Raw genomic sequence first — 22,865 nt, 5'->3', positions numbered from 1 at the left:
ATTAACCGGTGGTCAGGCTCGGCTCAAGTCAGGCTTAAGGATCGGAAGGAGGGAGCTGAGCTGCGGATTCCCGTATACGGGCGGACCTACTGTGCCGGATGTGACCACCGAGGCCAGCCATCCTCTCTACGTACCCCTCCGACCCCACCGCGCCGAACCGGCCCCGCCGCCGGCCCCCGCGCGGCGCGCACCCGCCCCGCCCCTGCCCGTCCTGCGGCTCGCCCCCGACCGCCTGCGGACCGCGATCCTGGGCGGCGCCGGGGCCGTCGCCCTGCTCTGGGGTGTGCAGGCCCGGCCCTCCGCCCGCCTCGACGCCTTCTTCGCGTCCGGCGCGCACCTGACCGGTCTGCTCGCCGGGTACGGCGTCCTCGTCCTGCTGCTGCTCATGGCCCGCGTCCCGGCCGTCGAGCACGGCGTCGGAGCCGACCGGCTCGCCCGCTGGCACGCCCTCGGCGGCCGGTACGTCCTCGGCCTGATCGGCGCGCACGCGCTCCTCGCGCTCTGCGGTTACGCCGTGCACACCCGCACCGACCTCGTCACCGCCACCGGCGGCCTCCTGTCGTACGGGGCGATCGCCGCCGCCACCGCCGGCACCGTCCTCTTCGTCGCCGTCGGTGTCACCTCCGCCCGGGCCGTACGGCGCCGGGTCCGGCACGAGGTCTGGCGGGCCGTCCACCTCGGCGCGCTGCTCGCCGCCGCCCTCGGCTTCGTCCACCAGCTCGCCGGACCCGACATCGCCGACAGCCTCCTCGTCCGCTGGGCCTGGTCGATGGCCCACGGCACCGTCGCCGTCCTCCTCCTCTGGTACCGGCTCGTCGTCCCGGTCCGCGCCGCCCTCCGCCACGAGCTGCGGGTCGTCGAGGTCCGCGACGAGGGACCGGGCGTCGTCTCGGTGCTCGTCCGGGGCAGGGGAGTGGCCCGGCTGTGCGCCGAGCCCGGCCAGTTCTTCCGCTGGCGCTTCCTGCGGCGCGGGCTCTGGGCGACCGCCCTGCCCTTCTCGCTCTCCGCGCCCGTCCGCGACGACACCCTGCGGATCACCGTCAAGGCGTGCGGCGACCACACCCGCCGCATCCGGCGGCTCCGCCCGGGCGTCCGGGTCCTCGCGTCCGGCCCGTTCGGCGCGCTCACCGCCCACCGCCGCACCCGCCGCAAGGTGCTGCTGCTCGCCGGAGGCGTCGGCATCACCCCGCTCCGCACCCTGTTCGAGACGCTGCCCGGCGGGCCGGGCGACGTGACGCTCCTCTACCGGGCCTCGGACGCCGCCGGAGTCGTCCTGCGGGAGGAGCTGGAGGTCATCGCCCACGAACGGCAGGCCGCCCTGCACTTCCTCCTGGGCCGCTCCGACGACTCCTTCGACCCCCTCGCGCCGCGCGCCCTGCGCCATCTGGTGCCGGACCTCGCCGCCCACGACGTCTACCTCTGCGGGCCGCCCGCCATGGCCCGCGCCGCCACCGCCAACCTGATCCGGGCCGGGGTGCCGGCCTCCCGCATCCACAGCGAGGACTTCGACCATGCCTAGACACGGCGCTCCCCGCGTCCCCCGCGTCCCGCGCGTCCGTTCCGCCGAACAGGCCCGGCGCCTGCTCGCCGCCGCCCTCCTCGGCGCCGGGGCGCTCGCCGGAACCCTCCTCACGGCCTCCGTCACCCCGGCCGCGCCGCCGGCTCCGGACCGCGGTCCGGGCGCCGCAAGCTCAGACGTAGCTCAACTCTCCAGAGATTGATGGACGGGGCAACGATCGCCTCCCTAGGCTCACGGGCATGCCCGACATCTCACTGACCACCCTTGTCCTGCTGTGCCTCGCCGCGCTCGTGGCGGGCTGGATCGACGCGGTGGTCGGCGGCGGCGGGCTGCTCCTGCTGCCCGCCCTGCTGCTCGGGCTGCCGAACGTCCAGGCCGCGCACATCCTCGGCACCAACAAGGCCGTCGCGATCGTCGGCACCACCGGGGCCGCGATCACCTACGTCCGCAAGGCGCCCGTACGGGTCTGGACGGCGGTCCGCATCGGGCTCGCCGCCCTCGCGGGCTCCATGGCGGGCGCCTTCTTCGCGGCGGGCATCAGCAGCGACGTCCTGCGTCCGGTGATCATGGTCGTCCTGCTCGCGGTGGCGGCCTTCGTGATGCTGCGGCCCTCGTTCGGCGCGAAGGCCGAGGGGGAGGAGCGGGCGCCGCTGACCCGGGCCCGGATCGTCACCGCGATCGTCGTGGTCGGCGGCGGGATCGGCTTCTACGACGGCCTGTTCGGCCCCGGCACCGGCACCTTCCTGGTGCTCGCGCTGACCGCGGTGCTCCATCTCGACCTGGTGACCGCCTCGGCGACCGCGAAGATCGTCAACGTCTGCACCAACGCGGGCGCGCTCGCGATGTTCGCGTACCAGGGCAGCGTGTACTGGCAGCTCGCCGCCGTCATGGCGGTCTTCAACCTGATCGGCGGGACGGTCGGGGCGCGGATGGCGCTCAGCAAGGGCGCCGAGTTCGTGCGCGGGGTGCTGCTCGTGGTGGTGCTCTCGCTGGTCGCGAAGCTCGCCTTCGACCAGTGGGCCTGACGCCCACCGGACCCGCCGTCCGACCGGCCGTCGGGCGTGCCCCCGGGCCTGCCGCCGGCCCCGCTACCGCACTCCGATGAGGTGCCCGAAGGCGACCACGTTGCCCTGGTAGCCGTTCTTCTGCGAGAAGCCGCCGCCGCAGGTGATCACCCGGATCTCCGCGCGGTTCGCCTCGTCGTACACCTTCCGGTCCGGGAAGTCCTTGTTCCCGTAGACCTCGACCGCGTCCACCGTGAACACCGCGGTCCGCCCGTCCTCCCGGTCCACCTCGATCCGGTGGCCCTTCTTCAGGGCGCCGAGCGTGTAGAAGACGGCGGGTCCTTCGGCGTTGTCGACATGGCCCGCGACGATCGCCGTGCCCTTGGCGCCGGGCGAGGTGCCGTCCCCGTACCAGCCGGCCATGTTCCGGTTCCCGGCCGGCGGTACGCCGAGCGAACCGTCCGAGGCCAGGCCGAGCCGCATCATCGGGGTGTCCACATCGGTCTCGGGGATGCGCAGCCGGACCGGGGCCGAGGGCGGCAGCGGATCGGCCGCGGCGTCGGTGTGCACGCTCGGCCCGGCGGCGAAGGCCTGCGCGGCCGACGGCACGGGCGGGGTGACCTGCTCCGAGCCGTTCTGGACGAGCCAGAGCCCGACGCAGGCGGCCGCGGCTATGCCCCAGCCCTTGCTCCTGTTGCCCACCTGGGCTCCCTGGGGTGTGGCCCTGCCCCCGCCGGGCCGTGTTCGGGCGCTCCGGCGGGGGCAGGACAGGCGGATGGTCTCAGTGGCCCTGCGCGCCGCTCGCCCGGCGGCGCAGGAGCAAGACCCCGCCCACGGCAGCTGCGGCCAGCACCGCCGCGCCTGCCGTGACCTGGGCGGTGTCGGGGCCGACGCTGCCCCCGACACCGGTCTGGACGTGGCCGCTGGGACGGCGGTGCTTGACGGTCAGGTCTCCCCGGGCCGTCTTGCCGTTGTCGCAGGCCACGCTGATGCCGTACGTGCCGGCCTTGGCGTGCTCCGGTACGTGGAACTGGCCGACCACGACCTCCTTGTGCGTGCTCGGGCGCAGCTGGAACTCGCCCGCGCCGAGCGAGTTCGCGTCCCCGACGCCGCGGCCGTGCTTGCCGCAGGCGAGCGTGTTCACGGTGACGCTGGCGCCGGGTTCGGCCTCGGAGGGGAAGATCTCGAGCCACTCGGAGTCGCCGGCGAATGCCGAGGGGACGGCGAGGGCTCCGATCGCGGCGACCGTCAGCGCGGTACCGGTGAACAGGCGGACAATGGTGCGCATGGGGGGCCTCCGGGGCGCGCGAGCGGTCGAGCGGGGCGGTCCTCCCGGGAGGGACTTCCCGGAACGGCCTTCTGAGACCGAGATAAGAGCCGCCGCGCGCGCCGCGCCTCCTGATGAGGCATCAGGATTGGGCCGTCCGATACGGTGTGTCGCCTGGATTTCCGGCATACGTGCAGGTCAGGGCGGGTGTCGTTGTGTCAGCTGATGCTCCGTGCCGAACGGGTGACCGGTGCCGCCCGTCAGCCCCCCGTCAGGCCGGTGATCGCCGCCAGGGCCCACTCCTGCGCGCCCACCGTCGCGCCGGCCGCGACACCGGTCGCCACCGGGGCGAGCGCGCCCCTGAGCGTGGTGAGCGCCCGGCGCACCCTGCCCTCCTCGACCGGCTCCTCCTGGCTGATCACCGCCAGGACCTCCTCGGCCGCCTCCTGGGTGTCGCGCTGCTCCGCCTCCCCGAGGCCGGCCCCGGGGAGCTGCCGGAGGAGCTCGCCGATCCGCTCGGCGAGTGCCTCGTACCCCGGGGCGACCGTGCCGGGCGTGCCGTTGTTCTGCTGGTTCTGGGTGACGGTCCCGTTGTCCCAGGCGAACTGGCCCTGCGAGACGGTGCCGTGGAACACCGGTCCGTTGTAGTGGTTCACCTGGGCCGCGGGGCTCCCCTGCGCGTCCTGCTCCGGCGTGGCGTTCTCGTCCGGTCGTTCGTTCATGAGCGGGAACCGTCTCCTTCCGTCCTGTCCTGGTGCTGGCTGACGTTCTCGTTGCCCCAGGCCACCTGGATGTCGTGGACCGGCCCGTTGAAGACCGGCCCGTTGAAGATGTTGATGATCTGCTGCGGCGGCCCGGCCGGCTTCTCCGCGTGCCGGAGGACCTTGAGCGAGGTCCGCAGCCGGACCGTCTCGACCCGGCCGTTGCCGACGACGGCCACCCCGGTGGTGCCGTCGACCGCGCAGTCCACCAGCTGCCCGCCGGCCTCCGCGTCGAAGCTCGCGCCGGCGTGCGCGCAGTCGGCGAACCCGCTCCGCGTGATGTCGAGGTACGCGGAGCCCGTCCCGTAGACGCCGAGCGCCCCCGAGCCGTTCACCGTGAGGTTCCGGGCGATGAGCCGTCCGCTGCCGAGGGCTCCGGCCCCGGCGCCGCTCACCGCCGTGACGACGCTGTCGGTCACGCGCAGCTGTGCCTCGTCGGAGACGCCGAAGCCGAGGATGCCGCGCTCGGCCGTCACGTTCCTGAGCGTGACGCGGGACTGGCCGCCGATGGCCACGGCGGCCATCTCGCAGTCGCGGAAGGCCGTGTCCGCGACCTCGGCGGTGGTGCCGCCGTTGCCCCGGGCCTCCAGGCCGGACTGGCAGCGCTCCACCCGCAGGTCCGTGAACGTGGCCCCGGAGTCGTCGAAGACCCGCAGCGCGGTGTTGGTCAGGTCCTCGACCGCGATGCCGGTGAAGCGGCCCCGGGCGCTCTCGGTGACCGCGATGCCGACGTTGCCGCCGGAGATGCGGCCGCCGTGCACCTCCGGCGCGCCGCCCTTGGTCACGAACACCGCGATGTTGCCGGAGCCGAGCACCTGGCAGTCCTCGAACCGGCCCCGTGCGTCCGTCTGCACGTTGATGCCGGTGTCGTGGCAGTCGGCGAGGACGCAGCCCCGTACCAGCGGATCGGCGCCGCCGGCCGCGCCGATGCCGTGCCGGGCTCCGTCGACCCTCGTGCGGTCGACGGAGCCCCTGGACTGCTCGGTGAACATGATCCCCTCGCCGTGCACGGCGGTGATCACGCAGTCCGCCACGACGAGCCGGGCCCGGGCGTCCGCCGTGAGGGCCGCCTGCCCGGTGCCGGTCAGCTCGCAGCCGACGACCTCGGCGTGCGCGTCGCTGACCCGCAGCCCGTGGATCCTGCTGCCCTCGATCAGGCTGCCCAGGACGGAGACGCGCGCCCCCTCGATCACGGCGACGGCGTTGTCGGGGGCGTCGGTGAACCGGCAGCGCTCGACCAGCCCCGCGCCGCCGGTGAAGAGGGTCCTGCCGTGGGCGACCACGCTGTCCCGCAGGGTGACGGTGGTGTGCGGCCGGGCGTGCAGGGCGACGCCGCCGTGGGCGCGGATCTCGGTGTGCTCGAGTGTCAGCGCGCCCGCGTGGCAGGCGGCGACGTCCGTCTCACGGCCGACCAGGGTGAGGCCGTGCACCCGGACCGATCCGGCGGCGTCCAGGACGGGGCCGCGGGGCCGGCCGACGACCACGGAGCCCGGGCCCTCGGCCGCGACCAGCCGCATGTCGCCCCGGACGGTGAGGGACTCCTCGTACCGGCCGGGCGCGATCTCGATCAGGGCCGGCCGGCCCCGTGCGGCCGCCGCCCGGAGCGCCGACGTGATGTCGGGGTGGGCGCGCCGCCCGCCGCGCGGCGAGACGACGTATCTCGCGACCATTCCGCTGAACTCCCCCGTGTCGATCCCGTGTCGATCCCGAGTTGCTCTACAACTCGTCCCACTCCACCGAGTCGTAGGTCGAGTACACCCGCTCCATCAGCTCCTCGTCCACCGCGAACGTCACCTCGTCGATCGACGTCACGGCCGCTATGGAACGGGAGTTGGTGACGAGCGCGGCCCGGTAGCCGGAGAGGTCGGCCAGGGTGACCGGGCGGCGGACCGAGGGGAGGCGGGGCTCCAGGAGGGCCATGGTGATGCCTTCGAGGCACGGCGCCGACGGCCAGACCAGGGAACTTCCGTCCCAGAACGCGATGTTGGTGATGGCTCCCTCGGCGATCTCGCCGTACGGGGAGATCAGCACGGCGTCGTCGTAACCGGCGCGCTGGGCCGCCTCGCGGTGGTAGCTCTGGCCGAAGCCGCCGAGGTGCTTGAGGTGCGGCGCGGGCCGCCAGTACTCGGCGGTGGTCAGGCGCTGCGGGGCGCCGAGGCCGTCCGGGGCGGGCGGGGCGACCGTCACCACGAGGCGGATGCCCGGGTACACGTACACCCGTACCGAGGCGTTCCGCTGCCCCGAGGACTCCAGGGCGCCGGTTATCAGGGAGCGGATCCGCCCGCCGTCCAGCTCCCGGTCGAAGAGCTCGCGGGTGGCGCGGTCGAGACGGGCGAGGTGCAGGTCCAGGCCCTTCACGCGCCCGTTCCGCACCTGCATCGCGGTGAAGTGGCCGAAGCCGGACATGAGGGCGGCGAGCAGTCCGGGGTCGGTGGCCGCGGGGACGCCGTCGATCTCGATGTAGGGAGGCGGAGTCGTCATGCCCTCACCGTACGTCCGGGGAAACGCCCCGGGGAAAGAGCCGTCGGACGCCGCTTGACCTCAACCAAACTTGAGGTACCACGATCATCCGCATGGACACCACGAACGCCTCCACGGCCACCGTTCCCGCCGCCCCCTCCGTGCGGCCCGCCGCCGCGGAAGCCGCCTCCGCCCCCGCCCCGCTCACCCTCGCCCTCGTCGTCGCCAGCGACCGCGAAGGCCGCTTCGCCCCGGTCGTCACCGACTGGTTCCGCTCCCGGCTCGCCGAGCGCGAGGACTTCCATGTCACCGTCCTCGACCTCGCCGAGACCGACCTCCCCACCTCCCTCTCCTACGACCCGTCCCCGGCCGTCCGCGCCGAACTCGCCAAGGTCACACCGGTGCTGGAGAACGCCGACGCCTACGTCGTCATCACCCCCGAGTACAACCACTCCTTCCCGGCCGCCCTCAAGAACCTGATCGACCGGCACTACACGGAATGGCAGGCCAAGCCCGTCGGCTTCGTCTCCTACGGCGGCATCTCCGGCGGCCTGCGCGCCGTCGAGCAGCTCCGGCAGGTGTACGCCGAGATGCACGCGGTCACCGTCCGCGACACCGTCTCCTTCCACCACGCCCACGGGCTGTTCGACGAGGACGGACGGCACAAGGACCCGGCCGCCGCGGAAGGCGCGGCCAAGGCGCTCCTCGACCAGCTCGGATGGTGGGGACGCGCCCTCAGGAACGCCAAGTCCATCCATCCGTACGGCGCGTGAGGAATCGTCACCATGCTGCTGCGACTGCTCGCGCCCCGCCTCAGGCCGTACCGGTCCCTCCTCGTCCTCCTCGTCGCCCTCCAGCTCGCCCAGTCCCTCGCCTCCCTCGCGCTGCCCGCCCTCAACGCCGGCGTCATCGACCACGGCGTCCTGCGCGGCGACACCGGCCGCGTCCTCAGCGGCGGCGCCGCGATGGTCGCCGTCACCCTCCTCCAGGCGGCCGCCGCGGCCGCCGCCACCTACACCGGCGCCCGGGTCGCCATGGGCGTCGCCCGCGACCTGCGCTCCGAGGTCTTCCGCCGGGTCCAGGACTTCTCCGCACGGGAGCGGGGCAGGTTCGGCGCCGCCTCCCTGATCACCCGTACGACCAACGACGTCCAGCAGATCCAGACGTTCACCGTCCTCGTCCTGACCATGCTGGTCGCCGCGCCGCTCCTCTGCTTCGGCGGCATCGCCATGGCCCTGCGCCAGGACGTTCCGCTCGCCCTGGTGCTGCTGCTCTTCGTGCCGGTGATGACCGGCGCCGTCGGGACCGTCGTCCTGCGGATGCGGCCGCTCTTCACGGGCATGCAGGAGCGGATCGACCGCGCCAACCGGGTGCTGCGCGAGCAGATCACCGGCGTCCGGGTGGTCCGCGCCTTCGTCCGCGACCGGCACGAGCGGGAACGGTTCGCCGCCGCCAACGGCGAACTCCACTCCGTCGGCCTCCGGGCCGGCCGACTCCAGGCCCTGATGTTCCCGACGGTCCTCATCGTCTGGGAACTGACCACCGTCGCCCTCGTCTACGTCGGTGCCCACCGCATCGACTCCGGCACCCTCCAGCCCGGCGGGCTCGTCGCCTTCCTCGGCTACCTGCTCCAGATCTCGATGTCCGTGATGATGGCCCTCTTCCTCTTCATGCACATGCCCCGGGCCGAGGCGGGCGCCGTCCGCGTCCGCGAGGTCCTCGACACCCGCCCGTCCGTCGCCCCGCCGGTCTTCCCCGTCGCCACCACGGACGACCGCGGTCATCTGGAGGTCCGCGGCGCGGACTTCCGGTACCCGGGCGCGGAGGAGTCGGTCCTCAAGGACGTCGCCCTCGAAGCCCGGCCGGGCGAGACGACCGCGATCATCGGCTCCACCGGCAGCGGCAAGTCCACCCTCCTCGGACTCGTCCCCCGCCTCTTCGACGCCACCGGCGGCGAAGTCCTCGTCGACGGCGTCGACGTCCGCGACCTCGCCCCCGACCTCATGGCCAAGACCGTCGGACTCGTCCCGCAGAAGCCGTACCTCTTCTCCGGAACCATCGCCACCAACCTCCGCTACGGCCGACCCGACGCCACCGACGAAGACCTCTGGCACGCCCTCGACATCGCCCAGGCCGCCGACTTCGTCCGCGGGCTCGACGAGGGGCTCGACGCGCCCGTCTCCCAGGGCGGCACCAACTTCTCCGGCGGCCAGCGGCAGCGGCTCGCCATCGCCCGGGTCCTCGTCGCCCGCCCCCGCCTCTACCTCTTCGACGACTCCTTCTCCGCCCTCGACCCCCGCACCGACGCCCGGCTCCGCGCCGCCCTGAAGGAGGAGACGGCGGACGCCACCGTCGTCATCGTCGCCCAGCGGGTCTCCACCATCCGGCAGGCCGACCGGATCGTCGTCCTCGACCGGGGCCGGAACGTCGGCACCGGCACCCACACGTCGCTGATGCAGGACAACCCCACCTACCGGGAGATCGTCCTCTCCCAGCTCACCGAGGAGGAAGCCGCATGAGCACGGCCACGGAGAGCCGCACCGCGCAGGACACACCCGAAGGACCCGGGGAGGGCCCCCGCGCCGTCCCCGCCCGCACCGGCCCCTCCTCCTCGCAGCGGGGCCCCGGCCTCCCCGCCACGCCCGGCGTCGAACGCTCCCTGTCCTTCCGAGCCTCCGGGCTCCGCCTGCTGCGCACCCTCGCCCCCGACCGGGCCCCGCTCCTCGGCCTCCTCGCCGCTGGCGCCACGGGCGTCGCCCTCACCGTCCTCAACCCCCTCCTCCTCGGCCGCGCCACCGACCTCGTCATCACCGGCGCCACCGGCCCGGCCGGGGTGGACTTCCGGGCGGTCGGCCGGCTCCTCGCCCTGTCCGCCCTGGTCGTCGCCGGGTCCTCCCTCTTCACCTGGGTGCAGTTACGGATCGCCACCACCGTCGTCCAGCGGGCCGGCCACCGGCTCCGCGAGGACGCCCAGCACAAGCTGGCGAAGCTGCCCCTCGGCTACTTCGACCGGCAGGAGCGCGGCGAGGTCCTCTCCCGCACCACCAACGACATCGACAACATCACCCAGACCCTCCAGCAGGCCTTCAGCCAGATGGTCCGCGCTCTGCTGACCCTGGTCGGCGTCCTCGCGATGATGTTCTGGGTCTCCCCGGTGCTGGCCCTCGTCGCCCTCGCCACCGTGCCCGTCTCGATCGTCGTCGCCGGCTTCGTCGGCCGCCGTGCCCAGCCGCAGTTCGTGAAGCAGTGGGCGGTCACCGGCCGGCTCGGCAGCCACGTCGAGGAGATGATCACCGGCCACACCGAGGTCGTCGTCTTCGGCCGCCGCGCGGAGGCCGTCCGCCGCTTCGACGAGCTGGGCGAGGAGCTCTACCGGGCGAGCTTCCGGGCCCAGTTCGTGTCCGGGTTCATCCAGCCCGCCCTGACCTTCGTCGGCAACCTGAACTACGTGGTCATCGCGGTGGTCGGCGGACTGCGGGTGGCGAGCGGCACGCTGTCCGTCGGCGACGTCCAGGCCTTCATCCAGTACTCGTACGACTTCAACGGCCCGATCACCCAGGTCGCCGCCATGGCCAACCTGCTCCAGTCCGGAGTGGCCTCCGCCGAGCGGGTCTTCGACCTCCTCGACGCCGAGGAGGAGGACCCGGACCCGGCCGAGCCGCAGCGGCCGGAGACGCTCCGCGGCCGGGTCTCCTTCGAGAAGGTCGCCTTCCGCTACGAGCCGGGCCGGCCGCTCATCGAGGACCTGTCCCTCACCGTGGAGCCGGGCCGGACCGTCGCCATCGTCGGCCCCACCGGCGCCGGCAAGACGACCCTGGTCAACCTGCTCCTCCGGTTCCACGAGGTGACCGGCGGCCGGATCACCCTGGACGGCGTCGACACGGCGGCCATGACCCGGGAGGAACTGCGCTCCGGCATCGGCATGGTCCTCCAGGACACCTGGCTGTTCGGCGGCACCATCGCCGACAACATCGCGTACGGGATGCCGGGCGAGGTCTCGCGCGAGCGGATCGTCGAAGCGGCCAGGGCCGCGCACGCCGACCGGTTCGTCCGCACCCTGCCCAACGGCTACGACACCGTCCTCGACGAGGACGGCGGCGGCCTCAGCGCCGGCGAGAAGCAGCTCGTCACCCTCGCCCGCGCTTTCCTCTCGGACCCGGTCATCCTCGTCCTCGACGAGGCCACCAGCTCCGTCGACACCCGGACCGAACTCCTCGTCCAGGAGGCGATGGCCTCCCTCAGGACGGGCCGCACCAGCTTCGTCGTCGCCCACCGGCTCTCCACGATCCGGGACGCGGACACCATCCTGGTGATGGACGGCGGCTCGATCGCCGAGCAGGGCGGCCACGAGGAACTCCTCGTCGCCGGGGGAGCGTACGCCCGGCTGCACGCGGCCCAGTTCGCCCGTACGGTGGAGACGTGATCGTCACCGTCCGCACCACCACCGACGCGCGCGCCAAGGCGGAAGCCCTGGCGCGCGGCGCCGTCGAGGCCCGGCTCGTCGCCTGCGCGCAGATCTCGGCTCCCGTCACGTCCGTCTACCACTGGCGGGGCGCGATCGAGACCACCGAGGAGTGGGAGGTGGTGTTCAAGACCACCGAGGCCCGCTACCCGGCCCTGGAGGCCCACCTCCTCGCCGCCCACGACTACGAGACGCCCGAGATCCTCGCCACCCGGGTGACCCGGGTGAGCGAGGGGTACGCCCGCTGGGTCGAGCGCGAGACGTCCGCCACCCTGGAGATCGAGGCCCCGCCCCACGAGGAGCGGCCGTTCTTCGTGTACGGGACGCTGCGCCCGGGCGCGTACAACCACGACCGGTTCCTCGCCGGCCGGATCGGCGCCGAGGCGGACGCCGTGCTGCACGGGGCGGTCCTGCACGACGGACCCGGCTACCCGTACGTCGTCCCGGCGGACGGGGGCAAGGTGGTCGGCACCCTGCTCACGCCCGCGCCCGACGCCTACGGCGAGCTGTTCGGCCTGCTCGACCGCCTGGAGCTGCCCGTCGGGTACGAGCGGGTCGCCATGGACGTCGTCCGGGTGCGGGACAGCGCGCGGGTGTCCGCGTGGGTCTTCCTGGCGGCACCGGACGCCCCTCTCGGCGCGGTCATCGAGAGCGGCGACTGGTTCGACCGGCCGTAGGCCCTGCCGCCGGGGAGGGTGCTGTGTCGAGCGGGCCGGACCGGCGGCCCGGCGCACCGGCGTACGCGGCCGACCGGCGGACCGGCGGACGTGGTCGACCGGCGGCTCAGCGGCCCGGGCTCACCAGGCCCGACTCGTAGGCGATGATGACCAGCTGGGCCCGGTCCCGTGCGGACAGCTTCCCCATGATCCGGCTGACATGGGTCTTCGCCGTGAGCGGCGAGAGCCCCAGCGTCTCCGCGATCTCCGTGTTGTTCAGGCCCCGGCCCGTCAGCGTCAGGACCTGGCGCTCCCGGTCCGAGAGCCCCTCGGGGCCGCCCGTCGCCGGCGGCTGCGGCGCGGCCAGCGCCCGGGCGATCAGCCGGGACGTCGGGCCCGGCGACAGCAGCGCCTCGCCCGCCGCGACCGTACGGATCGCGGTGAGGAGTTCCGCCGGGAGGATGTCCTTGACGACGAAGCCCGACGCACCCGCCCGCAGCGCCTCCATCACGTGCTCGTCGGTGTCGTACGTGGTGAGGACCAGCACCTTGACCCCGGCCAGGTCCTCGTCGGCGGCGATCAGCCGGGTCGCGCCGATCCCGTCGAGCTCGGGCATCCGGACGTCCATCACCACCAGGTCGGCCCGCGACGAACGGGCCAGCTCGACCGCCTCCCGGCCGTTGGCCGCCTGGCCCACCACCTCCATGTCCGGAGCCGAGTCGAGCAGCATCGCGAACGACGCCCGGACGAGCGCCTGATCGTCCGCGAGCAGCACCCGGATCACACCGCCACCTCTCCCACCGAGAGCGGCAGCGCCGCCTCGACCTCGAAGCCCCCGCCGGCGCGCGGGCCCGCGCTCAGTGTGCCGCCCACGCTCCTCGCCCGCTCCCGCATCCCCAGGATCCCGTAGCCGGAGCCGCCGGTTCCGCCCGCCGCGCCCTGGCCCGGCACCCGGGAGGCCGCGCCGCCGTTGGTCACCCGTACCGTCAACACCTCCTCGTCGAGGCCGACATCGACCCGCACGTCCGCGCCGGGACCGCCGTGCCGCACGGCGTTGGTCAGGGACTCCTGCACGATCCGGTACGCCGCCGCGCCCACGGCCGCCGGGATCCTCGCCGCCGCCGTCCGCACCGAGAGGGCCGCGCCCGAGGACCGTACGAGATCGGGCAGCGAGGCCAGGTCGGGCAGCGGGCCCTCCGGCGCGGCCCGCAGCACGTCCAGCGTGGTGCGCACCTCCGCCCGGGCCCCCCGGCAGGTCTCGGCGATGCCGTCGAGCGCCCGGACGAGCGCCTCCCGGTCGAGCCGGTCCGGGTCGGCGACCAGCACGTGCGCGGCGACCGAGGTCTGCACGCCGATGAGGGTGATCGAGTGCGCGAGCAGGTCGTGCAGGTCCCTCGCGATGCGCAGCCGTTCCTCGGTGACCTTCCGCTCGGCCTCGTACTCCGCCCGCTCCACCACGCCCGCCACCAGCTGCCGGTGGAGCCGGATGCTCGCGCCGAAGACCAGCATCGCGATCACCCAGCCGGAGACCCGCAGCAGCTCCACCACCTCGTGCGGGTTGACGAAGAGCTGCATGGTGAGGGTGACGGAGGTGACCGAGAGTCCCACGATCACCGTGCGCTGCGGCCGGCCGGTGGATGCGACGGTGTAGAGCGCGGTCATCGAGGCCGGAATGGGCGCCAGATGCATGTAGTCGAGCCCGTGGTACGGGGCGACGACGGCCACGACGGCGAGCAGCACCGGCAGCGGGGCCCTGCGCCGCCAGGCCAGCGGGACGTGCGCGGCGAGCAGCAGGACCCAGCCGAGGGCGTCCGGGCGGCGGCCGTCGTCGACGGTCAGCGCGAGCACCGCGGCGAGCACCGCGAACACGGCGGCGGCCGCCGCGTCGCGCCGCACCGGGTCCGGCCCCGCCTGGGGGTCACGGGTGAAGGCCGCTGCGAAGTCCATGGTGTCCATCCTCCCTGCGGGAAGGGGCTCCTGACAGTGTGTGGAGCCCCTTCGGCCGCTCGTGATCAGACCCGTACGGGCTCCCGCTCGGGCTCCTGACCCGCCGCTGGCAAGGGCTTCCTGGCCAGCGGACCCGGCCACCACACCTTCCGGCCGAGGAGCACGCTCGCGCTCGTGACCAGGTAGGTGCGGACCAGGAAGGTGTCGAGCAGGACGCCGACCGCGATCACGAAGCCCAGCTCCGCCAGTTGCACCATCGGCATGTTGACGAGCACCGCGAAGGTCGCGGCGAGGACGAGCCCCGCCGATGCGATCACCCCGCCGGTCGTCCGCAGGGCCGTCAGGGCCGCGGCACCCGGCTCCGCCCCGCCCAGGCACTCCTCGCGCATCCGGTGCATCAGGAAGATGCCGTAGTCGACGCCGAGGGCGACGAGGAAGACGAACGAGAGCAGGGCCAGGCCCGGGTCGGTGCCCCCGAAGCCGAAGAGGCCCTCGAAGACGAGACCGCCGATGCCGAGGGACGCGCCCCAGACGGCGACCACGGCGGCGATCAGGATCAGCGGCGCGACGAGGCTGCGCAGCAGCACGACCAGCACCAGCAGGACGACGACGATGACGAGCGGGACGACGATGTTCCGGTCGCGGGCGCTGGTGTCGGCCATGTCGAGCTGCTCCGCGCTGGGCCCGCCGACGTACACCCCGTCGCCGAGCGCGGACCGCAGCGCCTCGATGGTCGCGGTCTCGGCCGCGGACTGCGGCGGATGCGCGGCGACCACGGAGATCTCCGTCCAGCCGCCGCCGCTGCGACCGCGTTCGGCCTGCGCGACGCCGTCGGTGGCGAGCGCCGTCCGCAGCGCCTCGGGGACCCGGCCCGTCGGGGCGACCACGGTGACGGGCTGGGTGCCCGTCTCCGGGTACGCGGCGGCCAGCGTCTTCATCGCGGCGACCGCCTCGGGGGTGGAGCTGAAGGTGTCCTCCTGCTTGAGCGCTCCGGGCAGGTTCAGCGCACCGAGCGCCAGCGCGGCCAGGGCGGCGGCTCCCGCGAGGAGGACGGCGAGGGGGCGCCGTCCGGCGGACGAGCCCATGGCGGCGAAGAGCGAGCGGCGCGCGGCCTTCGGCTCGCTTCCGTACGCCGGGATCAGCGGCCAGAACACCCGTCGCCCGAGGACGACGAGCAGGGCAGGGAGCAGCGTCGTCATCGCGACGAGCGCGCACAGGACACCGACGGCGGCCGTGGGGCCCATGCCCCGGCTGCTGTTCATGTCGGCGGCGAGCAGGCAGAGCATGCCGAGGGCGACGGTCCCGGAGGACGCGAGGACGGCGGGGCCGCAGCCGCGCAGCGCGGCGGTCATGGCGTCGTACGGGCGGGGGACGCGGCGCAGTTCCTCGCGGTAGCGGGAGACGAGGAGCAGCGCGTAGTCGGTGCCCGCGCCGAAGACGAGGATCGTCATGACGCCGGTGCTCTGGCCGGAGACGCTGATGTCGAAGCCCTGGTGCAGGGCGTAGGTGACGGCCATGGACAGGAAGTCGGCGACGCCGGCGACGGCCAGCGGGACGAGCCAGAGGAACGGGCTGCGGTAGATGACGATCAGGAGGACCGCGACGACGGCGACGGTCGTGTAGAGGAGCGGCCCGTCGAGGGAGTTGTAGACCTCGCCCGCGTCCGTGGCGAGCGCGCCGGGGCCGCCGACCTCGCCGCTCACGGTCGCGCGGACGTCGTGGACGAAGGCGTCCCTGGCCGTCTCGTCCGTGCCGGGTTCCGTGCTCGACACGGCGTACAGGAGGGTGGTGCCGTCCTCGGAGGGGACGGCACGCGGCGGTGCGGCGAGCGGGTGCCCGGCGGCGACCTGCCGCACCTCGCGGGCGGCGGTGGCCCGGTCGGCGGCGGTCAGTCCGCCGTCCCGGTGGTAGACGAGCACGAGGTCGGTGGAGCCGCCCCCCGGCATCTGCTCCATGACGGTCGCGACCTGCGTCGAGTCGGCGCTCGCGGGCAGGTAGTCGACGGCGCGGTCGCGCTGGACGTCGCCGAGCCTTCCGGCGAGCGGTGCGGCGAGGGCGAGCACCACCACCCACAGGGCCAGCACCCCCCAGCCGACGATCCTCTTACGGCCCTGCATCGGGCCCCCCTTCATCGGTCCTCTTCGGGTCGATCCCAGAGTCCCGTCGCGCGGAGGGCGTTTCGTCGGGCTGACGGCCGAGTCGGGGGGTACTGCCGGGGGCGGTGGGCGGCTGCGGTTACTCCCGGGGGAGTACGGGTGCGTCCACCGCGTCCGGGGAGCCGCGCCCGGCGCGCGGCCCGGCAGCGCTCCGCACCGTGCTCCTCCGGGCGGGTGCTACGGGGTGTCCCGCCCGGCGCGCTCCAGACGTACCGCGCACACCTTGAACTCGGGCATCCGGGAGACCGGGTCGAGCGCCGGGTTCACCAGGGTGTTGGCCCGGCCCTCGCCCGCCCAGTGGAAGGGCATGAAGACGGTGTCCGGCCGGATGGCCGTGGTGATCCGGGCCGGTGCGACGGCCCGGCCGCGCCGCGAGACCACCGCGACCCGCTCGCCCTCGGCGACCCCGAGCCGTTCGGCGACCCGGGGATGGAGCTCCACGAACGGGCCGGGGGCCGCCGCGTTCAGCTCGTCGACCCGCCGGGTCTGCGCGCCCGACTGGTACTGGGACACGACCCGGCCGGTGGTGAGGACGACGGGGTACTCGGCGTCCGTCTCCTCGGCCGCCGCCCGGTGCACCACCGGCACGAACCGGGCCCGCCCGTCGGGTGTCGCGAACCGGTCGAGGAAGAGCCGCGGGGTGCCGGGGTGGCGGGACCCGCCGGTGACGGTCTCGCTGGTGCTGGTGCTGGTGCTGGTGCTGGTGTCGGTACCCGTGCCCCTCCCGGTCCCCGTGCCCGTGCCGGTACCCGTCCCGGTCTCCGGGCAGGGCCAGAACACGCCCTGCTCCTCCTCGATCCGGCGGTAGCTGATGCCCGAGTAGTCGGCCGGGCCGCCCGCCGAGGCCCGGCGCAGTTCGTCGAAGACCTCCTCGGGTTCGGCGGGGAAGCCCTTCTCCCAGCCGAGGAGCCCGGCGAGCCCGTGCAGGACCTCCAGGTCGCTCCGTACCCCCGCGGGCGGGGTGAGGGCGCGCCGGCGGAGCAGTACCCGGCCCTCCAGGTTGGTCATGGTGCCGGTCTCCTCCGCCCACTGGGTGACGGGCAGGACGACATCGGCGAGCGCGGCGGTCTCGGAGAGCACCACGTCGGCGACGGCGAGGAAGTCGAGCGAGCGCAGCCGCCCCTCGACGTGCGCGGCGCGCGGCGCGGAGACGACCGGGTTGGAGCCCATGAGGAGCAGGGCCCGCACGTCCCCGCCGAGCGCGTCGAGGAGTTCGTACGCGCTGCGTCCTGGCCCCGGCAGCGACTCGGGGGGCACGCCCCAGACCCCGGCCACGTGCGCGCGTGCCGCCGGGTCGTCGAGCTTGCGGTAGCCGGGGAGCTGGTCGGCCTTCTGGCCGTGCTCGCGGCCGCCCTGGCCGTTCCCCTGGCCGGTGAGGCAGCCGTAGCCGCTGAGGGGCCGGCCCGCCTTCCCGGTGGCCAGGCAGAGGTTGATCCAGGCGCCGACGGTGTCGGTGCCCTTGGACTGCTGCTCGGGGCCGCGCGCGGTGAGGACCATGCCGGTGGCGGCGTCGCCGAACAGCGCGACGGCCTCCCGGAGCAGCGGCAGCGGCACGCCCGTGATGCGCTCGACCTGCTCGGGCCAGTGGGACATGGCCCCGGCGCGCGCCTCCTCCCAGCCGGAGGTGCGCGTGGCCACGAACTCCTGGTCGACGCGTCCTTCGGCCACCACGAGGTGGAGCATGCCGAGGGCGAGCGCGAGGTCGGTGCCGGGGCGGGGCGCGAGGTGGAGGTCGGCCTGCTCGGCGGTGCGGGTGCGGCGCGGATCGACGACGATCAGCTTTCCGCCGTTCTCCTTGAGCTCGGTGAGGTAGCGGAGGGCGGGCGGCATGGTCTCGGCCAGGTTGCAGCCGACGAGGATCACGCAGCCGGTCCTCGGGATGTCCTCCAGCGGGAACGGCAGCCCCCGGTCGAGCCCGAAGGCCCTGCCGTGCGCGGCGGCCGCCGACGACATGCAGAAGCGCCCGTTGTAGTCGATCTGCGAGGTGCCGAGCACCAGCCGGGCGAACTTCCCCAGCGTGTACGCCTTCTCGTTGGTGAGGCCGCCGCCGCCGAAGACCCCCACGGCATCGGGACCGTGGTCGGCGCGGGTCCGGCGCAGCCCGTCGGCGACGGCGGCGAGGGCCTCCTCCCAGGACGCGGGCACCAGGGCCCCGGTGTCAGGGCTCCGGACCAGGGGCTCGGTGAGCCTGACCCGGGAGGAGAGCACGGCGGGGGCGGTGCGGCCCTTGCCGCACAGCGCGCCCCGGTTGACGGGGAAGTCGGTCCGGTCGACCACCTCGGCGGGCAGCTCCGGGACGCCGGTGGGGCGGAGCGACATGCCGCACTGCAGGGCGCAGTAGGGGCAGTGGGTGGGTACGGCGGTGGCCTCGGACATGCGGCCAGCGTGGGTCAGGCGTGTTACGCGGGGCGGCACCGCTGATTACGGGCGCGGTGCCATGCTCTCCGCCCGCTACGGCTCCCGAGGTGAGGCCAGCGCCTCGGTGACGCCCTTCTCCTCCGGTCCGAGGAAGTGCGGGTCGGGCCGGAGCACGGCGTCGAGGGAGGCCTTGGCGGCGGCGAACACCTCCCGGGTGGTGCCGTAGTACCAGGTGGCGTCGTGGGGTTCGGGGACCCCGACGCCGTACGCGTCGACGCCGGCCCGCCCGCACAGCGCGACGGCCCGCTTGATGTGGAAGTCCTGGGTGACGAGCACGGCCCGGTCGACGCCGAAGACCTTCCGGGCGCGGACGCAGGAGTCCCAGGTGTCGAAGCCCGCGTAGTCGCTGACGATCCGGCCGTCCGGCACCCCGCGCGCGGTGAGGTACGCGCGCATGGCGCTGGGTTCGTCGTACGCGGTCCTGCTGTTGTCGCCGGTGACCAGCAGGACCCGGACCTTGCCCGTCCGGTACAGCTCGGCGGCCGCGTCGAGCCGGTGCGCGAGGTACGGGGTGGGGCGCCCCTTCCACAGTCCGGCGCCGAAGACGACGGCGACGTCCCGGGCGGGCACGTCGGCGGTGGTACGGAGTTTCCCGGCGGCGGCGGTGTGCATCCAGGTGACCGGGGTGAGCGCGAGGACGGCGCCCAGCATCACGGCCTGCACGGTGCGGCGGCGGGCCCGGGTCGTGCGCGGGATGAACCGGGTGAGCCGTGCCGGCATGCGGGAACCTCCGTGGCGGGTGGTGTCGGTGTCGTCCTGTCACCCCGTCCGACGCGCTTCGGCGGCGTTCGGTTCGGCGGCGGCCTCGCGTGTTCCGTACAACACACCGGCCAGGACCATCCCGAGCAGCATGCCGAGCAGCTGGGCGGCGGCGAACGCGGGCACCGAGCCGGGGGCGATCCCGGTGAAGGAGTCGGAGAACGCCCGGCCGACGGTGGCGGCCGGATTGGCGAAGGACCCGGAGGAGGTGAACCAGATCGCCGCGCCGATGTAGCCGGCGACGGCGACCGGGGCGAGCCCGGGGCGGCCGATGTGGCGCAGGCCCCGGACGACGAGGACGAGCCCGGCGGTGGCGACGGCCTCGCCGAGCAGCAGGTGGAGGTCGGAGCGCGACTCGGTGGCCCAGGCGCCGGGCACCCGCCCGAACATGGCCTCGGCGAGCAGCGCGCCCGTCACGGCCCCGGCGAGCTGGGCGGCGATGTAGGCGAGGACTTCGCGCGAGCCGTCCGTACGGCCTCGGGACCACCACTCGGAGAGGGTGACGACGGGGTTGAAGTGGGCGCCGGAGAGCGGCCCGATGAGCGCGATGAGCAGCCCGAGACCGATGGCGGATGCGGCGGCGTTGGCGAGCAGGCGGACGCCGATGTCCTGGCTCAGGGTGTCGGCGCGGATTCCGGAGCCGACGATGACGGCGACGAGGGCGCCGGTTCCGATGAACTCGGCGGCGACGCGTCGGGGGAGAGCGGGCGGGGACATTCTCATGGTGGAAAAGATATTCCGTGATTCGGAATGAGGAAAGGGGGCAGGGTAGGTGCGGGGAGCTGCGCCGCGCGCACCTGACACCCGCCGGCGCACCCGCGTGAGGTCACGGAAAACAGTCGTGACCCCCGTGCAACGGGCAGGCAACCTGTGCCCCGCAGGATCGGTGCATGACGGAGCCGGACAGCACCTTCGCCAACGCCGCCGGACTGCTCGGCAGGATCACCGAGCAGCTCGGAATCCAGCTCGGCCACGTGCGTCCGTACGGCCACCGGCCGCGGAAGCACGAGCAGGAGGTACCCCCGCCCATGAACACCCCAGGCCCCGCCACACCCGCCCCCGCCCGCGCAGGAGCGACCCCGACCGCACCCGCCCGCGGGGGAGCCGCATCCTTCCGCCCCGCCCGCGCGGGAGCCGCCCCGACCGCGCCCGTTCTCGTCGCCGTCGGCCACGGCAGTCGGGACCCCCGCGCCCGTGCCACCCTCGGCCGCCTCCTCGAGCGGGTCGGGGACCTGCGCCCCGGCCTCGACGTACGCCTCGCGCACATCGAGCTGAACACCCCGCTCCTCGACGCCGCCCTCGCGGAGCTCGCCGCCGAGGGCCGCGAGGCCGTCCTCGTCCCCCTGCTCCTCGCCCCCGGGTACCACGTCACCCACGACCTGCCCGCCGCCCTCGCCGCCGCGCCCGGACTCCGCGCCCGCGTGGCCGGGCCGCTCGGTGCGCACCCCCTGCTCGTCGAGGGCCTCGCCGACCGGCTCGCGCAGGCCGGCTGGACCCCCGAGGACGGCGCCTCGCGGGCCGCCGGGGTCGTCCTCGCCTCCGCCGGGTCCCGCGACCCCCGCTCCGGCGCCGAGCTCCGCCGGATCGCCACCCTGCTCGGCGAGCGGCTCGGCGGCGTCCCCGTCGTCGCCGCGTACGCCTCCGCCGCCGCGCCCACCGTGCCCGACGCCGTCCGCGCCCTCGCCGCCCGGGGCCGCCACCGGGTCGCCGTCGCCTCCTGCTTCACCGCCCCCGGCCTCTTCGCCACCCGCGCCGCCGCCCACGCGCCCTGGATCGCCTCCGCGCCCCTCGGCGCCCACCCGGCCCTCGCCCGGCTGGTCCTGCACCGCTACGACGCGGCACTGCGCGCGACCACCCGGGAGCGGGAACTCGCCACCGTCTGAGCGCTTCTGTCGGCCCCTCCGGTTACCTTCGGTGCATGGCAGGCATCGCAGACGGCACAGACAGCACAGGCAGCACAGGCGGCGCGGAGATCAAGGACAGCCCGGACCCCACCGGCAACACCGGCGCCGCCGACACCCCCGGCTACGACGCCGACGCGACCGACCGCTGGGCCGCCGAGCCCGACAAACGCCCCGGCCGCACCGCCTTCCAGCGCGACCGCGCCCGCGTGCTGCACTCCGCCGCGCTCCGCAGGCTCGCCGGCAAGACGCAGGTCGTCACCCCCGGAACCCGGGGCCACGCCTGGGACGCCAGCCCCCGCACCCGGCTCACCCACTCCCTGGAGTGCGCCCAGGTCGGCCGGGAGCTCGGCGCCGCCCTCGGCTGCGACCCCGACCTCGTCGAGGCAGCGTGCCTCTCCCACGACATGGGCCACCCGCCCTTCGGGCACAACGGCGAGCAGGCGCTCAACGACGTCGCCAAGGACTGCGGCGGCTTCGAGGGGAACGCCCAGTCGCTCCGCCTCCTCACCCGGATCGAGCCCAAGCGCTTCGTGAAGGACGCCGAGGGCGAGCCCGTCAGCGTCGGGCTCAACCTCACCCGCGCCGCCCTCGACGCCGCCACCAAGTACCCGTGGCCGCGCGGCGGCCACCCCGACGACCCCGGCTCGTCCAAGTTCGGCGTGTACGAGGACGACCTGCCGGTCTTCGCCTGGATCCGGCAGGGCGCCCCCGGCCACCGCAAGTGCTTCGAGGCCCAGGTCATGGACTGGGCCGACGACGTGGCCTACTCGGTCCACGACTTCGAGGACGGCCTGCACGCCGGTCACATCGACCCCAACCTCCTCCTCGCCGAGCCCGAGCGCGCCGACATCGCCGCCGTCGCCATCGGCCGCTACGTCCCCGACGACACCGACCCGCAGGAGCTCGCCGAGGCCCTCGACCGGCTCGTCGACCAGGAGTGGTGGCCGCACGGCTACGACGGCTCGGCCGTCGCCCAGGCCCGCCTCAAGGACGCCACCAGCGAGCTCATCGGCCGGTTCGCCCTCGCCGCCGAGGGCGCCACCCGGCAGGCCTACGGCTCAGGCCGCCTCACCCGCTACGCCGCCGAACTGGTCGTCCCCCGGGAGACCCGCAACGAGTGCGCGGTCCTCAAGGCCGTCGCCGACCGGTACGTGATGCAGCGCCCCCAGCAGGAGGCCCTCCGCGCCGACCAGCGCGTCGTCGTCGCCGAACTCGCCGAGGCGCTCGTCGCCCGCGCCCCCGACGGGCTCGAACCCCAGTTCCGGTCGCTGTTCGACCAGGCGCGCGACGACCGGGCCCGCAAGCGCGTCATCGTCGACCAGATCGCCTCCCTCACCGACGCCTCCGCCCGCGCCCTGCACGCGCGTCTCCGTCCGCACCACGGCTGAGCCCGCAAGGCCCCGGGGGCGCCCCGCCGGGGCACCCCCGGGGAGTCGGCCCTCTTCCGTCACCACCCTCCGTGCGGGACGCTCGCATGCACGGCCCGAGGCGGTACGGCCCGACGAACGCCCGGGGGCGTAGGTTGGAAGCGGTCGCAAAGAGGAGGAAACGA

General features: G+C 74.3%; 20 protein-coding genes. 9 read left to right on the top strand and 11 right to left on the bottom strand.

The window, feature by feature from the left end:
* The first annotated feature begins 100 nt into the window (after positions 1 to 100).
* From AMK27_RS36205 to AMK27_RS36200, 3 genes are read left to right on the top strand one after another with little or no spacing between them, the layout of a single operon-like run.
* Positions 101 to 1,519, top strand: coding sequence for a ferredoxin reductase family protein (locus AMK27_RS36205; RefSeq protein WP_241847706.1), 1,419 nt, complete (start codon positions 101 to 103; stop codon positions 1,517 to 1,519).
* Positions 1,512 to 1,721 carry a hypothetical protein gene (locus tag AMK27_RS42480; RefSeq protein ID WP_143204898.1) on the top strand — a complete coding sequence of 70 codons (210 nt, stop codon included), beginning with the start codon at positions 1,512 to 1,514 and terminating at the stop codon, positions 1,719 to 1,721. The genes AMK27_RS36205 and AMK27_RS42480 overlap by 8 nt, the downstream gene beginning before the upstream one ends.
* A 37-nt stretch (positions 1,722 to 1,758) precedes the next feature.
* Positions 1,759 to 2,544, top strand: coding sequence for a sulfite exporter TauE/SafE family protein (locus AMK27_RS36200; protein ID WP_073917819.1), 786 nt, complete (start codon positions 1,759 to 1,761; stop codon positions 2,542 to 2,544).
* Positions 2,545 to 2,607: 63 nt separating this feature from the next.
* On the opposite strand, the gene AMK27_RS36195 is transcribed toward AMK27_RS36200, so the two are convergent.
* The 5 genes from AMK27_RS36195 to AMK27_RS36175 all read right to left on the bottom strand — a co-directional run bounded on the left by AMK27_RS36195 (position 2,608) and on the right by AMK27_RS36175 (position 7,032).
* Complete coding sequence (locus tag AMK27_RS36195) at positions 2,608 to 3,225, bottom strand: class F sortase (protein ID WP_073917817.1); 618 nt, start codon at positions 3,223 to 3,225, stop codon at positions 2,608 to 2,610.
* Between the two features lie 79 nt (positions 3,226 to 3,304).
* Entirely contained in the window at positions 3,305 to 3,811 is a 507-nt protein-coding gene (locus tag AMK27_RS36190; RefSeq protein WP_073917815.1) for a hypothetical protein, read from the bottom strand.
* 239 nt (positions 3,812 to 4,050) lie between these two features.
* Complete coding sequence (locus AMK27_RS36185) at positions 4,051 to 4,512, bottom strand: hypothetical protein (protein ID WP_241847705.1); 462 nt, start codon at positions 4,510 to 4,512, stop codon at positions 4,051 to 4,053.
* Complete coding sequence (locus AMK27_RS36180; RefSeq protein ID WP_073917813.1) at positions 4,509 to 6,221, bottom strand: right-handed parallel beta-helix repeat-containing protein; 1,713 nt, start codon at positions 6,219 to 6,221, stop codon at positions 4,509 to 4,511. The genes AMK27_RS36185 and AMK27_RS36180 overlap by 4 nt, the downstream gene beginning before the upstream one ends.
* Before the next feature lie 46 nt (positions 6,222 to 6,267).
* Entirely contained in the window at positions 6,268 to 7,032 is a 765-nt protein-coding gene (locus AMK27_RS36175) for an aminotransferase class IV (RefSeq protein ID WP_073917811.1), read from the bottom strand.
* Between the two features lie 92 nt (positions 7,033 to 7,124).
* Between AMK27_RS36175 and AMK27_RS36170 the strand changes: the two genes are divergently transcribed.
* The 4 genes from AMK27_RS36170 to cutA are packed head-to-tail and all read left to right on the top strand — an operon-like array spanning position 7,125 to position 12,150.
* A complete protein-coding gene (locus AMK27_RS36170; RefSeq protein WP_079188705.1) occupies positions 7,125 to 7,784 on the top strand; it encodes an NADPH-dependent FMN reductase in 660 nt (219 codons plus the stop codon).
* Between the two features lie 12 nt (positions 7,785 to 7,796).
* Positions 7,797 to 9,530, top strand: coding sequence for an ABC transporter ATP-binding protein (locus AMK27_RS36165; RefSeq protein ID WP_073917809.1), 1,734 nt, complete (start codon positions 7,797 to 7,799; stop codon positions 9,528 to 9,530).
* Complete coding sequence (locus AMK27_RS36160) at positions 9,527 to 11,434, top strand: ABC transporter ATP-binding protein (protein WP_198955996.1); 1,908 nt, start codon at positions 9,527 to 9,529, stop codon at positions 11,432 to 11,434. The genes AMK27_RS36165 and AMK27_RS36160 overlap by 4 nt, the downstream gene beginning before the upstream one ends.
* Entirely contained in the window at positions 11,431 to 12,150 is a 720-nt protein-coding gene (cutA, locus tag AMK27_RS36155; protein ID WP_073917807.1) for a divalent cation tolerance protein CutA, read from the top strand. Before AMK27_RS36160 ends, cutA begins: the two co-directional genes overlap by 4 nt.
* Positions 12,151 to 12,256: 106 nt before the next feature.
* On the opposite strand, the gene AMK27_RS36150 is transcribed toward cutA, so the two are convergent.
* From AMK27_RS36150 to AMK27_RS36125, 6 genes are all read right to left on the bottom strand, one after another.
* Positions 12,257 to 12,913, bottom strand: a complete 657-nt coding sequence (locus AMK27_RS36150; RefSeq protein WP_073917805.1) for a response regulator transcription factor — start codon at positions 12,911 to 12,913, stop codon at positions 12,257 to 12,259.
* Positions 12,910 to 14,076, bottom strand: a complete 1,167-nt coding sequence (locus AMK27_RS36145) for a sensor histidine kinase (protein ID WP_073917962.1) — start codon at positions 14,074 to 14,076, stop codon at positions 12,910 to 12,912. The genes AMK27_RS36150 and AMK27_RS36145 overlap by 4 nt, the downstream gene beginning before the upstream one ends.
* 65 nt (positions 14,077 to 14,141) lie before the next feature.
* The gene (locus AMK27_RS36140; protein ID WP_079188711.1) at positions 14,142 to 16,193 is read right to left on the bottom strand and encodes an MMPL family transporter; all 2,052 of its coding nucleotides are present in this window, start codon (positions 16,191 to 16,193) and stop codon (positions 14,142 to 14,144) included.
* A gap of 216 nt (positions 16,194 to 16,409) precedes the next feature.
* The gene (locus tag AMK27_RS36135) at positions 16,410 to 18,608 is read right to left on the bottom strand and encodes a molybdopterin oxidoreductase family protein (RefSeq protein ID WP_073917801.1); all 2,199 of its coding nucleotides are present in this window, start codon (positions 18,606 to 18,608) and stop codon (positions 16,410 to 16,412) included.
* Between the two features lie 75 nt (positions 18,609 to 18,683).
* Positions 18,684 to 19,370: a SanA/YdcF family protein gene (locus tag AMK27_RS36130; RefSeq protein ID WP_073917799.1), complete on the bottom strand. Its 687-nt coding sequence runs from the start codon at positions 19,368 to 19,370 to the stop codon at positions 18,684 to 18,686.
* A 39-nt stretch (positions 19,371 to 19,409) separates the two neighbouring features.
* Positions 19,410 to 20,132: an aquaporin gene (locus AMK27_RS36125; protein ID WP_073917798.1), complete on the bottom strand. Its 723-nt coding sequence runs from the start codon at positions 20,130 to 20,132 to the stop codon at positions 19,410 to 19,412.
* 167 nt (positions 20,133 to 20,299) lie between these two features.
* On the opposite strand from AMK27_RS36125, the gene AMK27_RS36120 reads away from it, so the two are divergent.
* Entirely contained in the window at positions 20,300 to 21,292 is a 993-nt protein-coding gene (locus AMK27_RS36120) for a sirohydrochlorin chelatase (protein WP_241847704.1), read from the top strand.
* A 35-nt stretch (positions 21,293 to 21,327) separates the two neighbouring features.
* Positions 21,328 to 22,701, top strand: a complete 1,374-nt coding sequence (locus AMK27_RS36115) for a deoxyguanosinetriphosphate triphosphohydrolase (RefSeq protein WP_241847703.1) — start codon at positions 21,328 to 21,330, stop codon at positions 22,699 to 22,701.
* Positions 22,702 to 22,865: the final 164 nt, after the last annotated feature.

This window comes from Streptomyces sp. CB02009, assembly GCF_001905825.1.
Taxonomy (GTDB): domain Bacteria; phylum Actinomycetota; class Actinomycetes; order Streptomycetales; family Streptomycetaceae; genus Streptomyces.
This window is presented reverse-complemented; position numbering and strand designations above follow the sequence as displayed.